The following is a 12220-nucleotide window of genomic DNA, read 5'->3' as shown; positions in this document are numbered from 1 at the left end:
CCCGCGTCGACAGGACGCTCGGTCAGCGGCCGTCCGGCGTGCGCAGGCCGTACCACTTGTCCTGGACCTCGATGTAGTGGTCGTCCGGATTGTAGACCTTGCCGGCGAGATGCAGGCGCCCCGCGGACAGCCGGCCGATCGCCGACAGCAGCGAATAGGCCGCCACGACCTCGTCGCGCTGCGAGCCGACCAGCAGGATCTGCGCCGAGATCACGTCGGCCTGGGCGTTCAGGACGTCGAGCGTCGTGCGCTGGCCGACATTGCGCTCCTCGATGACGCCGTTCAGCGCCAGCCGGGCTGCCTGAACCTGCGCCTGATAGCCGGTGATGTTGGCGCGGGCGGCCTGCAGGTTGGCCCATTGCGTCGCCACCGCGGCGCGGACCTGGTCGCGGGCGCTGTCGACCTCGATCCGGCGCTGGCCGAGCGTCTCCTTGTACTGGCGGACCAGCGAACTCGTGCGGCCGCCCTGGTAGATCGGAATCGTCAGCTGCGCGCCGACGGTCGCCGAGATCTGGTTGCCGGTGGTGGTGCGGGTCACGCCCGGCAGGGAGGCACCGCCATGCGCGGTATCGCTCGAATAGGCGTCCTGCACCTGCCCGGTCAGGCTGAGCGACGGCAGGAGCGCTCCTTCTGCAGACTTCACCTGGAAGGCGGCCGCGTCGACCGCCGCGAGATTCGCGAGGATCGCCGGATGCTCGCGCTGCGCGATCGCATAGGCGCTGGCGATCGAGCCGGGAAGCGCCTTCATCGGCACGGTGCCGGGCCGCAGATTGGTCGGCGCGTCGCCGATCACCTGGAAATAGGTCGCTTCGCTGGAGGCGACCTGGGCCAGCGCACTGTTGAGAAGGGCGGTCGCAAGAGCCTGCTGCGACTGCGCCTGAGCGACGTCCGTGCGCGTGCCCTCGCCCACTTCGAAGCGCGCCCGCGCCGCGCGCACCTGCTCGTTCAGGAAGCCGAGGTTCTGCCGGCGGAGCGACGCGATCTGCCGGTCGCGCAGGACGTCCATATAGGCCGTCGCGGCGTTCAGCAGCGTGTTCTCCTCGGTATTGGCAAGGTTGTGCTGGGCGGCGCGCACCTGCGCCTTGGCGGCCTCGACGTTATTGGTCGTCTGAAACCCGTCGAAGATGGTTTGGTTGATCTGGATACCGACGCCGATCGAGTTCGTCGCGCTCCGCGCGTCGGCAATGCCGCCTCCATAGTTGGTATAACTGCGGGCGGCGCTGGCGGTGCCGGTGGCGTTGACCGTCGGGCGCAGCCCGGCGCGCGCCTGCGTGACGTTCTCGTCGGTCGCCCGCAGCTGCGCGCGGGTGGCGTTCAGGTTCTGGCTGTTCTGGTAGGCCTTTGCCAGGGCGTCGGCGAGCGTTTCCGCCCGGGCGAGCGTCGCGCTCGAGAGCAGGGTGCTCGCAGCGAGCAGTGTGGCGATCGAAAAGGTTTTCAGCAACGCAGTGACTCCAGCCGACATCTCTCCGTGTCCGCGGGCGGGCAAAAGCGGCCCGAGCGAGGACTGGAGGCTTTCTTTACCGCCATCCTTGATCAGGTCGGATGAACAAAGTTCAAGTTTGAAGGCAGCTTCGGCGCGATTTCCGGGCAACCGGGGCAAATCTGCAACGCCCCCTCCGGTTAGGAAGCCGGCTCAGAAGACGAACGCGGCGGCCTTCTTGAATCCCGGCAACGGCTTGATGGCGCAATTGAATCCGAAACGCTGCGAGACGACGCCCTCGTCGTCCTTGATGTAGAGCTTGGCTTCGGCGGCGAGGCCGACGCCTTCGACCACCACCATCCTGCCGCCGTTGCGCAGCTGGTCGAAGAAGGTGTCCGGCAGCGTCTCGACCGCCCCCTCGAACACGATCACGTCGTAGGGCGCCTCGGAGGGATAACCCTCGTTCAGCGGTCCTTCGACCACTGCGCAGGTGACGAAGTCGAGTCGCGCGAGTGTTTCGCTGGCGCTGGCGGCGAGGGTCGCGTTCTCCTCGAGCGCGACGACCGATCCGGCAAGGTGCGAGAGGATCGCGGCGGAATAGCCGGTGCCGCAGCCGACATCGAGGACGACATCGTCCGGCCCGATCGACACGAGCTGCAGCAGCTTGGCGAAGGGCGAGGCCTCCATCAGGAAGCGCCCGTCGCCGAGCGGCACGTCCTCGTCGATGTAGGCGAGCGGCTTCCAGGATGCCGGCACGAACTCTTCCCGCGGCACCTGCAGGAAGGCCCGCAGGATCGCGTGGCTGGTCACATCCGTGGTGCGGACCTGGTTGTCGACCATCTTGATCCGAGCGGCTTCGAAATCCATTGCCGAATCCCTGTCTGTCATCGCGTCGAAGGGGCCCCTTTTCGGGGTGTGAGTTCCTTAATCGGGCCGCCCGCACGGCGCAAGCTGGCGGCGTCTCGCGCTGAGGACCCGTTCCGGCGCCGCGGGTTCATCGCATTGTCACGCGCCGGCCGCGAGCCGATCCGCCCCCCTTGCGAAACCGCCGCGATCTCAGTACGTACAGCGGCGACGGGGCCTCGTGGCGGAGTGGTTACGCAGAGGACTGCAAATCCTTGCACGCCGGTTCGATTCCGGCCGAGGCCTCCATCTCTCCCTGAAAGCGCTGAATGGGTTTCCGGACGCGCCGGTGCCGCAAGGAGTCCTTCTTGCCGGGAACAGCTCCGCCAGAGCGCGCAGCCACGGACGATTCGGCGGACACCGGGGCATCGAGGCCGGTCGTCGTCTTCGATCTCGACGGCACCCTCGTGGATACCGCGCCGGACCTCGCGGCCAGCCTCAATCAATGCCTGCAGCGCAGGAACCTTCCGCCGACCGACCTCGCTCTGGTGCGCCCGCATGCCGGCCACGGCTCGCGCGTCATGCTGCGCGAAGCCTATCGCCGGCTCGGCCTGCCGCTCACCGATGCCGAGATGGAGGATCAGGTCGCCTGCTTCCTCGCGCATTATGCCGAGAACATCGCGCAGCAGTCGCGGCCCTTCCCCGGCGCCGTCGCCGCGCTGGACCGGCTGGCCGCCGGCCGCTTCACCCTCGCCGTCTGCACCAACAAGTCGGAGCGCCTCGCCGATCTCCTGCTCGCGGAACTGCGGCTGAAGGATCGGTTCGCAGCAATCTGCGGCGCCGACACCGTCGCCCGGAAGAAACCGGACCCTTCGCATCTCACCGAGACCCTGGCGCGGGCCGGCGGCGCTGCCACGGCCGCGCTGATGGTCGGCGACACGGCCACGGACATCGATGCCGCGGCCGCGGCCGGCATCCCCTCGGTTCTCGTCGACTTCGGCTATGCCCCGGACGCGGCAGCGCGCGCCAGGGCGACGCTGGTCATCGAGGACTACGCCGCGCTCGATGCCGCATGCGCGACGCGACTCATCGAAGCGGCGGCCAGCAAACCCTGACCGCCGCGACGGGAGCGGCGGCGACCTTCCGCGGCCGCACGGCGCGAGGCGCGCGAGGCCGCGCCGGACGGTGCTCGAATGCGGCGATCGACCCGGTTGACGAATCCTGCAGGACTGCCCTATATCGCGGCACCTCGTGGGTGGCGGATCCGCCACCACGGTCGGGCGCGTAGCTCAGCGGGAGAGCACTTCGTTCACACCGAAGGGGTCACAGGTTCGATCCCTGTCGCGCCCACCAAACCTTTCAGATACTTAGGCCGTTCTTGCGAAACGGCCGGTCTGTCCCCCGACCGATATCCCGACCGAAACGCCTCACGACGCCTTCTTCCGCCGGCCGGCGCGCCGGTTGAACGCCAGGCCGACGTCGCGATCCGCGTCGGGATGTTCGTGGCCGTAGACCTTCAGGAGCACGTCCCGTGTCATCGACAGGTAGCTCGCGATGTCGCCGATATCCTCGCCGCTCCACATCAGCCACGTTGCGCAGGTGTGGCGCAGGGTGTGCCGGACATAGGGGTGCCCCTCCCCGTAGACCTCGTCCATCGCCCGGGCGAGCGCCTTCTTCGGATCAGACGGCTTCCCCCGATACTCGACGAGGTACCGCCGCGGCCGGCGGACGCCTTCGACGAGCGGGCCTCGCCGCCACATGCGGAGGAAGGCGAGAAGTCGCGGCGGAATGCGCACGGACCCTGCCCTTTTCGTCGGCGACACTGATTCGCCCTGAGCGGCCCGATAGAAGACGCCGCCGTCGAGGTCGAGCCAGGGAAGCCCCTCCTCCCGTTCGAAGGACGCGGTCCAGATCCTGCGGCTGCGAGTGCCCGTATAGATGCCGACGAGGACGAAGCCGACGATGTGGCGGAGTGGGAAGCGCTTCGTCTCCCGCCCATGCTGCTTCTCGCGAGTCTTCCAGAGGTACCAGATAAGGGCGGCCGCTTGGTCGCGAGTGAGGAAGTCTGTTCGGCTTTGCGGCTTCCCCGGCGTCGTCACGACGACGTTCTCGCGACAGAGGCCGTCCGCAGCGTAGAGCCGGATCGCGGCGCGGAGGTCCTCAAGTTCGCGCCGAGCGGAAGGCTCTGACCCGCGCCACTTCGCGTATTCCCGGCATGTCCGGCCATCGATGTCCGCGAGGCTGCGATCGCCCCAGAATTCCGTCAGGCGGCCGGCGCGGTAGAGAAGGAGGTCTGGGTCGGAGATCCGGTCGCTGCGATTCTCGACATAGTGCCGGACGACGTCCGCGATCGCAGTGTCAGCCGCTGCCTTGTCTCTGACGGGCTCGGCGTCGGCGTGGCGCTTCGCTAGATACGCCTGCAGTGCTGCCTCGGCACCGGCATGGTTGTCGGCGTGGCAGCCCGTCGAGATGCGGATCTTGCCGTCCTTGATCTTCCAGACAGCCGCTTCTGTGACGCGGCCGTCGCGGGAGCGGCGTTCGGGCTCAAGCCAAAGGCGGGCAGGCTTTCGATGTCGTGGCATGACGAGGATCATGCGGATCCCCGACTCGGCGGCAAGCCGCGCCAGCGCGATGCTCAGTGAAATCGGCTGGCAGGGTTAACGTGCCGGGTTTCGACCCAAGAAGATGCTGTTTCGACCCAGCCTTTCGACACAGCCTGGGTCGAAAGATGAGCCTACGTGATCCAGCTTAGGTTCTCCAGCGGCTCAACGGTGACCGTGAAGCCTTGGGTTCTCATCTCATCGTAGATGCTGAGGATGCGGTCGAAGACGTGGCGCTCCCCTGAGAGCGAGTTCGCCCAGGCGAGGTCTTCGGTGGAGAAGGTGCTGCTGTGGCGGAGCCATTCTGAGGCGAGACGCCGGACGTCCAGTTCCAGAACGGTTTCCTCGATATCGTACGGGATGCGAGACCATGGATCTCGCATGACGAAAGCGTACTCGCTTCCAATGCGTCCTGCGACAGCTCCGACGTATGCTCGACGATTTGACGGCTCGGCGTGTCTCCGGACGAGATACATGACCTCATCCCGATCTCGTCCCGCCAGCGGAGACCGTCCGACCGCGACGAGGACTTGGCGCTGATCCTCGCCGGACGTTCGGGCGATTTCCGACTTCAAGATCTCGAAAACTGCCGGGGATGCCGAGAAAAAGTCCCGCATCGCGGAAATGACCGCCCGGCGCATCTTCTTGTCTTCGTACGAATGATTGAACGTATCGATCAGGAAATCGCGATAATCTCCCCGGCGATCAAAGCCTCTTGAGATAAAGAACAGCAGGCTGCTTTTCAGAAACTGATCGTCCGCATCTGCGAAGAGTGCGGCTGCTACCGTGACCGCCTGATCCCGCGTCTTGGATGATGGCTTCAGATTATGCGCTACCCAGTCTATACTTCTAGACCAATGCTCAGATCTCAGACGGTTGAACATCGCCTTCACGGCGTCGTTCGCATTGAGAAGCTCTTGCTGCCGGATGCGATGGGCGAAGAGCGACCCGGAAACCTCCGCTCCGTCGAGGAGGGTCGTATCGTCCCAGCGGACGTTCGAACCCATCGCGCCCCGGAGATCCGCCCCATGGAAGTCGAAGCCACGAATGTCCGTGTTCGAGAAGTCGATCTGCCGGAGATCGGCGTGCCGGAAGTCGCGCTTCGGGTCCAAATCGAACACCGCGACCAACTCGCCGAAACTGGTCTTCTTCGTCCTTATCTTCGCTTCCAGGTCCTTGATGACCGCTGCCGGAAGATCGAATTCCAGGAGTCCCCTAGTCATCGGTCTCGCAACGAGAGACCGACACATCTACCAGACCCTGGTAAGTCTCCTCCGCTTCCAGGTGCCGGTGGATGGCCTTTGCCAGAAGGATCGCGATCAGTTTGTCCCGGGTTTTCGTTCGCCCGATCAGCGCCATGCGGTCGGGGTTAGGAACGATGTTCAGATCGCGCTGCCGCACCGAGACGATCGCGGAAATGCCATGCCGATTCGCGCCAGAGATCGCCGTGAATGTGCAGAGTGGGTCGGAGTGAATGTAGGTGCCATCGAGGACCGCCTTATCCGCCGGCTCCTGCAGTTGCCAACGATCTCCGCCCAGAGCGGTAACGCGATGCGTCTTAGTCACGTGATCCGTCACCCGCGACTGGGACCGCTCTCTACTATAGGAAGCGCTAGCGCCGGCCTCGGCTGAAAGATCCGCGGCAGGCATCGTGGTCGCAGATCCAGAGGCTTTCGCTTTCGCGGCAGCGCTTGCGCTGATCTGTCCTGTGCTCTTGTCGGTAGTTGTAACGCTGGTCGAAATCTCGTTCTCGAGCTTCCTCTGGCCGTATCGGCTACCGGGATCGATGTCGACTCCTTCATATTGAAGCCGAAGGACTGCTTTTCGAACGGCGACCTCGAAGATGCGGCCATCTAGCGGGATTTCGGAGGATCCGAACGTGAGTTCGACCTTGAAGTCGACCTTGTCATCTTCCCTGTGGCCTACGCTCGATTGCATATCCGACAGGTCGGCGACAGGGTTCGAGTTCTCTGGCTTCTTCAACTTCATCGGATCGACCGCAGTGTCGCGCTACGTCCGAAGGGATATCACGCAACTCACGATCGATCCAACAGGCTCACCCCAACAGCCCCAGCACCTCCAGGTCATCATCCTCGATCGGCTCCGGCGGCGGCCCAAGCGCCTGCTTCTCCTCCCACAGTCGCCGCCTCACCGGCAGCGCGTGCTCGTTCCGGACCGCCGCGACCTTTCCCGCCCAGGACGCCTTGACCGCCTGGGCGAGCGTCTTGTGCTCCCACAAGACCAGCCGTTCGTCGCTGATCTCGACGACGACGCCCCAGTGATGCTCGCTGTCAGTGCGCCGCCGACGGTACTCGCACCATCCCCACTCAACGACGTCATAGACCTTGAGATCTCGGCCGTCCCACGTCCGCCCGGCGGCGCGATCCGGCTCCAAGAATTCCCTGTTCCGCTTCGCCTCAACGCCGTTTTTCCCGGAACAGATCGCCTGCCAGGTGCGAAGGTCGCGGCTGGGCAGGTAGAACGGCCGGAAGCGACGGCCGACGCCGGCGAGGACGGTGCCGTAGTCGGGGTAGGCCCTTGCCGCGCTGCGACCAAGTGAGCGGATCGACGACGACGGGGCGGCTGCACGCTTCGCGGTCGCGGGCGGAATCCCGGTCGTCTGGCGACAGCCGCAGTTCGTAGACGTCTTTTGCCGACAGCATCACGCCCTCCCCGTCTTCATTCCGCCGACGCCGATCACGGTCTCGATGACGATCTCGTCGCCGGTGTCATACCGACGACGCTCGCCTTCGATGAGATCAGAGACCGCCTTCCGGTAACCCTGGACTTCGCCGTCCCGCCGAGCCGCCTCGACATTACGATCGGCGGCCACTGCCTTCGCCAGCGCGCACGGCAGGCACTGCATCGCCCGCTTGTCGCCTTCGAACCGGCGGGCGCATGACCGGCAGACGACTGAGTAAAGTCCAGGCGAGAAGCCGCCGAGGGGGAACTGGACGCCCCGCTGGCGAAGCTCATCGGCGATGGCGTTATAGGAGGAGCCGAACTCGGAGGGGATGGTCATGCCAGCACCCCTTTCACCGCTGCCAGCGCCTGCAAAGGCGACGCCGGCCGGGTACCGACGATGATGCAGGCGACGCAGCAGACAGGGTGTAGTGCGGCGAGGCCGGCTGCTCCAAGGACGACCACGGAGAGTATGAAGGGCCACATGCCGGCGCCCATGAAGACGGCGTCGAGTTCAGCCTTGGACATGCGGCCGCCGCGCTTCTGTCGGAGAGCGAGCGACAAGGCTGCGACGATCGCGACGGCGGCAAGGTCGACGGTGCCTGTCATGCCGCCCTCCCCGCCCGCCGCGCCTGCCGCTGCCGCTTCTTCGCCGCCCGCGCCTTCTCCCGCTTACGCTCCGCCGCCGTGGCGATCGGCTCCGTCGTGCCGGAGAGGGGCCGACAGATACGAGCTGTGCGCTGAGGGCGTTCATGAGGGCGAAGGACGCGCCGGCGGCGGCCAAACCAAACGGGAGGAGGTCGAGCTTCGGAGCGACGGGGGACGCCTTCGAAAGGCGCCATGCGCCTCATCGTCTCGCCGACGAGATCGCGCTTGCCGCGGTCGTCGTAGATCGGGTCGGGTCGTGGTTGGTGGTGATCATAAGGACTCTTCTCCTCGACCGGCGCTCTCACTGGGCCTTCTCCGCCCGCGCCGGTCATGCGTGATTGTCGTCTGGTGTTGGAAAGCCGCAAGCCGCCCGATCAGGCGGCCTCGGCGGCCTCGTCGATGCGGACCGCGTAGGTCTCGGCCTTGCAGACCGGGCAGTCGACATTGAGGTAATCGTCGCCGCCCTCGTCGTTGAATCGATCTGCCCACGTGCAGCGGAATGTCGTCCCGCAGCGCGTGCAGCTGCCCCGGAAAAGCTCCTCGGGTCCGGAAATGATTTCGATCGTCATGCTTCTCTCCTTGTGTTGTCGCCGCCGATCAGGCTGCCGCGACGGGGTGATATGAGACGACTCGCCGGAGCCAAAGCGCAGCGAGGATGAGGCCGCCTGACTCCCGGCGGCCATGCAGGACGTCGTTGACGTAAGCGCTCGTGATGCCCCGCCTGACGGCGTGAGCGGGCCACGCGAAAGCGGCCGGGTAGGCAGCGGCGACGAGGCGGCGGACGCTTTCGGTCGTCACTCCGCGACCGACGCTTGATACAAGTAGTCGATCAAGGTCTCGCGCCGGCCTTCTGTGCGATCAATGATGAGGATGCGCGAGATCTCGCCGTAGCCCCGGTCGTCGAGACGGCGCTCAAGGGCTGCCGCCAGATCTATAGCGATTTCAATCACGTGGTCGTCGTCGATCGCGTAGGTGTTGACGACTTCAACTATGCTGTCGTCAATGATGGGAGGCGCAGTCATCCGAGCCTCCGCGTGCAACGAAATCTCTTTGTTCCACTGCTCTGTGATCACGCCGACCATCGGGGGGTTCCGACGTTCCCACCGCGGAATCTCGGCGCTTACGCGTTCTTCGATGACATTTCCTGCCCAGCGCCGGACTTGCGAAGCGATCTCTAACAGGGAGAGGCCGCCGTGATAGCGACCGGTACCCTCGTCGTATGTTCCGATCAGGGTTGACAAGGTTCTACCCTCGTCGCCATCCGGGACCGAGTTGCTAAGCAACACATCGTGCCAGCCCCCCTCGTCGTGCACGAAATCGCTTCGGCTCAGCCGTCGGCCTTCGGGAAGGCGGACAGTGACAAAGAGCTGACCAGGACCGAGCTTGTAGTCGAAAAACCACTCCCCACCGTCCGTACCGGGGATCCGAGCATGGTCGACGCGGTATACGGGCATCTCCGGAACCGTCGGGTGATATGATTTTGACACTTTCATAATGGTAACTTCCCACTTCGCTCTAGTATAACGGCGACACCACGTCTGTCTGAGCCGCTCCTGACCAGGTTACTTTCCGGACATTGCTTCGTAGCGCTCTGGCGATCTCCAGCCTTAAGACGCGAGCGGCTTGGAAACGTTGACCTTGGACGCGTAAACGGCCGCGCAGACCTCCTCCGGGTCGCGCTCTTTTGCTGCAAGCACCTCTTCGACTGCCTCAAGCAGTGCGTACAGCTCAACGGTGCCGAGGTCGCGAAGCACAGCGGACAGATGCTCGAGAGCGGCGAACTCCTCGTCAAGCCTTTCGATGTACTCTGAGCGGGTTTCATCGCTATCGTCTTCGAAGTATCCGAGGGGCTTCGACAGAATATCTTCCTTGACGTCGCGGTTCTGCTGCATATCAAAGTACACGACATATTTCAAATTGCGGGCCGGATCATGATCGCTGTCGAGCCCGTGGATTGTTGCCGCCTGACAGAGAAGTCGGAAATCCGATTTCGATATCTTGGAAAGATCCGCCATCGAAATCATGAACTCATGCCGGATGATCTTACGTTCTAGGCCAACAGAACGGCTCCCGTGCTTTTCGCAGTACACATTCAACATGTCTAGGACTTCCTTCTTGAGTGTCACGGTGACCGACAGTCGCTCCCTGTTCGGCTTCCTCATGGCTCCTCCTTTTTGCATTGTATGTGTCTTGCACACAAGCTTCACGAAAACGACATACGGGATGTTGGTTAACGCTTTGGTATTTGACACGGTGAGGAACAAGAGATCGGCGCAAATGGGCAGTTCAGGCGCGGACTGCCAAATCGTGACGGAGGTCGTCACCCCGCCATCATTCGCTGTGGTCGTCGCAGGTCTCAGCGCGCCTATAGTACATGTCCCGATCAGAACAAGCAAAGGCTGCTCGTGAGCAGCCTTTTCATAGACTTGCGACTCTCAGCCGGGAAACCCGATCAGATCGAGGGCGTTCTGGTCTGCTTTCGAGATCCGCGTCGCCTTGACCTTGCGAATAAGATTTACCTCCTGCCCCACAGTCCCGGTTCCCCGGAAACGACTCCGCGTCAGAGCGTCGAGAGCCGACGTCGGAACTTGGATCGACAGCTTGTCCGACTGGCCCGGGAAGGCGCGACGATCTTGAACTTTCGCCAGGACCCATCCCCTCGCGGCCCGCCGAATTTCAATCTCGTTCGAGGCGACGGAGAAGCCGTATGATTTGCTAGAGGGGCCGCCAGGAGCGTACCTGAGGGTGACTCCGACGCGGTAACGCTCGTGGACGCCCTGCCTCTCAAGCCGACGCTCCAGCCTGCGGGAAAGGAAGATAAGGTCCCTGGCGACAACCTTGTATTTCCCGCGACGCCCCAGGGGATCCTGCAACGCCTCGATCCCGTCCGGATCCTCGCCCTTCGGGATCGGAACGTTCAACTCGGCCGGCGCGTGGGTATCGGGAATCACCTGATTCAGGCCTGTTGCCGCTAGCGACAGCGCTTGCTGCCGATCGGTAAGGAGCAGGATCTTGGTCTCCGGCTGCGGTTCGACGTGATCCGGCGCCCGGGCCACATGACGCAGGTGCCAGCCTCCGGCGACGCGGCGGATGACGACATGGCATGGCAAGTCGGGCCCCCTCCAGACCACCCGGGACATCACGTGAACTTCTGCGTTGACCGATGCGCTCGGCGACAGGTCGAACTCGTGGGAAAGTCGCTCCTCCGCCCAACGCGCCAGGCGCAGCAGGTCCACCGGCCTCAGGTTCAGGCCGTCCAAGGCCTTCTCGAGCATCTGCTTGTCGAAAACGGCTGGGCGCTTCGTATCCGCGCAAGCCAAAGCCTCGGCGGAAACGATAAGGGGGAATTTTTTCAACGACATCTTTCTAACCTCCTGACAGGCCGTCTCTACGCGGCCCGGGTGCTGTTGTTTCACCGGCCCTGGACAATTGTCGGTCGCCAGGAACGGAACGATGGGACTAGCGCCTCTTGTTCGGCTTCATCGTGCCCCCTTACATATGCATTGTTCGTGTCTTGCACAAAAGAGGCACTGTTTGAGATCACCCGATATGGTAAATTTTGGCTCTCCATCGCTTTAATGTCTTATCCAGCGAGGCAGCACCGCGAGCGGGCGAACATTCCGCCGCGCTCGATCCGCAGCGACACCTTCGCCTTCAGCCGCTAGGCCTACCGCCGGCGCAACCGAGTCGAACGCTTCTTCAATCACATCAAACAGATCGAGGCCTTGCGACCCGCTACGATCGGCACGCCGAAAACTTCCTGGCAGTGCTCAAGCTCGCCGCCGTCCACATCCGGATCAATGCACGATGAGTCCGCGCACTAGAGCAGGTCCGGCTTAATCCGGTTCATATCCTGCAGCCGCGAAGTAGTTGGCGCACTCTTCGGGCTCGAAGAGCGGGAGGACCGCGCCGAGGGCATCCCAGAGCGCGTCGACAGACCGTTCGGCTCTCGCACGCAGGAGCGACTTGAGCTTGGAGAAGGCCATCTCGATCGGGTTGAAGTCGGGACTGTAGGGCGGCAGGTAGT

Annotated in this window: 14 protein-coding genes, 2 tRNA genes and 1 pseudogene; 4 read left to right on the top strand and 13 right to left on the bottom strand. The window is 63.9% G+C overall.

Annotation, left to right across the window (positions count from 1 at the left end):
• Positions 1-22 precede the first annotated feature (22 nt).
• A complete protein-coding gene (locus tag AB5S17_RS15350) occupies positions 23-1462 on the bottom strand; it encodes a TolC family outer membrane protein (RefSeq protein WP_369240885.1) in 1440 nt (479 codons plus the stop codon).
• A gap of 171 nt (positions 1463-1633) precedes the next feature.
• Positions 1634-2287: a protein-L-isoaspartate O-methyltransferase gene (locus AB5S17_RS15345; protein WP_369240883.1), complete on the bottom strand. Its 654-nt coding sequence runs from the start codon at positions 2285-2287 to the stop codon at positions 1634-1636.
• A 211-nt stretch (positions 2288-2498) separates the two neighbouring features.
• On the opposite strand from AB5S17_RS15345, the gene AB5S17_RS15340 reads away from it, so the two are divergent.
• From AB5S17_RS15340 to AB5S17_RS15330, 3 genes are all read left to right on the top strand, one after another.
• Positions 2499-2572: transfer RNA gene (locus AB5S17_RS15340), tRNA-Cys, on the top strand.
• A 59-nt stretch (positions 2573-2631) separates the two neighbouring features.
• A complete protein-coding gene (locus tag AB5S17_RS15335) occupies positions 2632-3378 on the top strand; it encodes an HAD-IA family hydrolase (RefSeq protein ID WP_369240881.1) in 747 nt (248 codons plus the stop codon).
• A 163-nt stretch (positions 3379-3541) separates the two neighbouring features.
• Positions 3542-3616: transfer RNA gene (locus AB5S17_RS15330), tRNA-Val, on the top strand.
• 74 nt (positions 3617-3690) lie between these two features.
• On the opposite strand, the gene AB5S17_RS15325 is transcribed toward AB5S17_RS15330, so the two are convergent.
• The 10 genes from AB5S17_RS15325 to AB5S17_RS15280 form a co-directional block, all read right to left on the bottom strand.
• On the bottom strand, positions 3691-4845 hold the full coding sequence (locus AB5S17_RS15325) for an integrase (protein WP_369240879.1): 1155 nt from the start codon (positions 4843-4845) through the stop codon (positions 3691-3693).
• A 152-nt stretch (positions 4846-4997) separates the two neighbouring features.
• Positions 4998-6086: a pentapeptide repeat-containing protein gene (locus tag AB5S17_RS15320; protein ID WP_369240877.1), complete on the bottom strand. Its 1089-nt coding sequence runs from the start codon at positions 6084-6086 to the stop codon at positions 4998-5000.
• Positions 6079-6852 carry a hypothetical protein gene (locus tag AB5S17_RS15315; RefSeq protein ID WP_369240875.1) on the bottom strand — a complete coding sequence of 258 codons (774 nt, stop codon included), beginning with the start codon at positions 6850-6852 and terminating at the stop codon, positions 6079-6081. The genes AB5S17_RS15320 and AB5S17_RS15315 overlap by 8 nt, the downstream gene beginning before the upstream one ends.
• A 67-nt stretch (positions 6853-6919) precedes the next feature.
• Positions 6920-7258: a hypothetical protein gene (locus AB5S17_RS15310; RefSeq protein WP_369240873.1), complete on the bottom strand. Its 339-nt coding sequence runs from the start codon at positions 7256-7258 to the stop codon at positions 6920-6922.
• Between the two features lie 267 nt (positions 7259-7525).
• Positions 7526-7885 carry a hypothetical protein gene (locus tag AB5S17_RS15305; RefSeq protein WP_369240871.1) on the bottom strand — a complete coding sequence of 120 codons (360 nt, stop codon included), beginning with the start codon at positions 7883-7885 and terminating at the stop codon, positions 7526-7528.
• A complete protein-coding gene (locus tag AB5S17_RS15300) occupies positions 7882-8154 on the bottom strand; it encodes a hypothetical protein (protein ID WP_369240869.1) in 273 nt (90 codons plus the stop codon). Before AB5S17_RS15300 ends, AB5S17_RS15305 begins: the two co-directional genes overlap by 4 nt.
• A gap of 413 nt (positions 8155-8567) precedes the next feature.
• Positions 8568-8762 (bottom strand): hypothetical protein, encoded by a 195-nt coding sequence (locus tag AB5S17_RS15295; protein WP_369240867.1) that lies wholly within the window; start codon positions 8760-8762, stop codon positions 8568-8570.
• Between the two features lie 225 nt (positions 8763-8987).
• Positions 8988-9647, bottom strand: a complete 660-nt coding sequence (locus AB5S17_RS15290) for a hypothetical protein (protein ID WP_369240865.1) — start codon at positions 9645-9647, stop codon at positions 8988-8990.
• A gap of 153 nt (positions 9648-9800) precedes the next feature.
• Positions 9801-10517 carry a hypothetical protein gene (locus AB5S17_RS15285; protein ID WP_369240863.1) on the bottom strand — a complete coding sequence of 239 codons (717 nt, stop codon included), beginning with the start codon at positions 10515-10517 and terminating at the stop codon, positions 9801-9803.
• 111 nt (positions 10518-10628) lie between these two features.
• Positions 10629-11555: a hypothetical protein gene (locus AB5S17_RS15280; protein WP_369240861.1), complete on the bottom strand. Its 927-nt coding sequence runs from the start codon at positions 11553-11555 to the stop codon at positions 10629-10631.
• A gap of 249 nt (positions 11556-11804) precedes the next feature.
• On the opposite strand from AB5S17_RS15280, the pseudogene AB5S17_RS15275 reads away from it, so the two are divergent.
• Positions 11805-12004: pseudogene (locus AB5S17_RS15275) on the top strand (transposase); the annotation flags it as partial.
• A gap of 25 nt (positions 12005-12029) precedes the next feature.
• Here AB5S17_RS15275 and AB5S17_RS15270 read toward each other — a convergent pair.
• Positions 12030-12220 (bottom strand): transposase (locus tag AB5S17_RS15270; protein WP_369240859.1); only part of this gene is annotated, 191 nt, incomplete at its 5' end.

This window comes from Jiella sp. M17.18 (genome assembly GCF_041027365.1).
Classification (GTDB): domain Bacteria; phylum Pseudomonadota; class Alphaproteobacteria; order Rhizobiales; family Rhizobiaceae; genus VKMB-3413.
This window is presented reverse-complemented; position numbering and strand designations above follow the sequence as displayed.

Bases quoted from the DNA above. Each gene is read 5' to 3' on its own strand.
- AB5S17_RS15350 (WP_369240885.1), bottom strand. From the start codon at position 1,462: ATGTCGGCTGGAGTCACTGCGTTGCTGAAAACCTTTTCGATCGCCACA.
- AB5S17_RS15295 (WP_369240867.1), bottom strand. From the start codon at position 8,762: ATGACGATCGAAATCATTTCCGGACCCGAGGAGCTTTTCCGGGGCAGC.
- AB5S17_RS15320 (WP_369240877.1), bottom strand. From the start codon at position 6,086: ATGACTAGGGGACTCCTGGAATTCGATCTTCCGGCAGCGGTCATCAAG.
- AB5S17_RS15280 (WP_369240861.1), bottom strand. From the start codon at position 11,555: ATGTCGTTGAAAAAATTCCCCCTTATCGTTTCCGCCGAGGCTTTGGCT.
- AB5S17_RS15300 (WP_369240869.1), bottom strand. From the start codon at position 8,154: ATGACAGGCACCGTCGACCTTGCCGCCGTCGCGATCGTCGCAGCCTTG.
- AB5S17_RS15325 (WP_369240879.1), bottom strand. From the start codon at position 4,845: ATGCCACGACATCGAAAGCCTGCCCGCCTTTGGCTTGAGCCCGAACGC.
- AB5S17_RS15315 (WP_369240875.1), bottom strand. From the start codon at position 6,852: ATGAAGTTGAAGAAGCCAGAGAACTCGAACCCTGTCGCCGACCTGTCG.
- AB5S17_RS15345 (WP_369240883.1), bottom strand. From the start codon at position 2,287: ATGGATTTCGAAGCCGCTCGGATCAAGATGGTCGACAACCAGGTCCGC.
- AB5S17_RS15305 (WP_369240871.1), bottom strand. From the start codon at position 7,885: ATGACCATCCCCTCCGAGTTCGGCTCCTCCTATAACGCCATCGCCGAT.
- AB5S17_RS15290 (WP_369240865.1), bottom strand. From the start codon at position 9,647: ATGCCCGTATACCGCGTCGACCATGCTCGGATCCCCGGTACGGACGGT.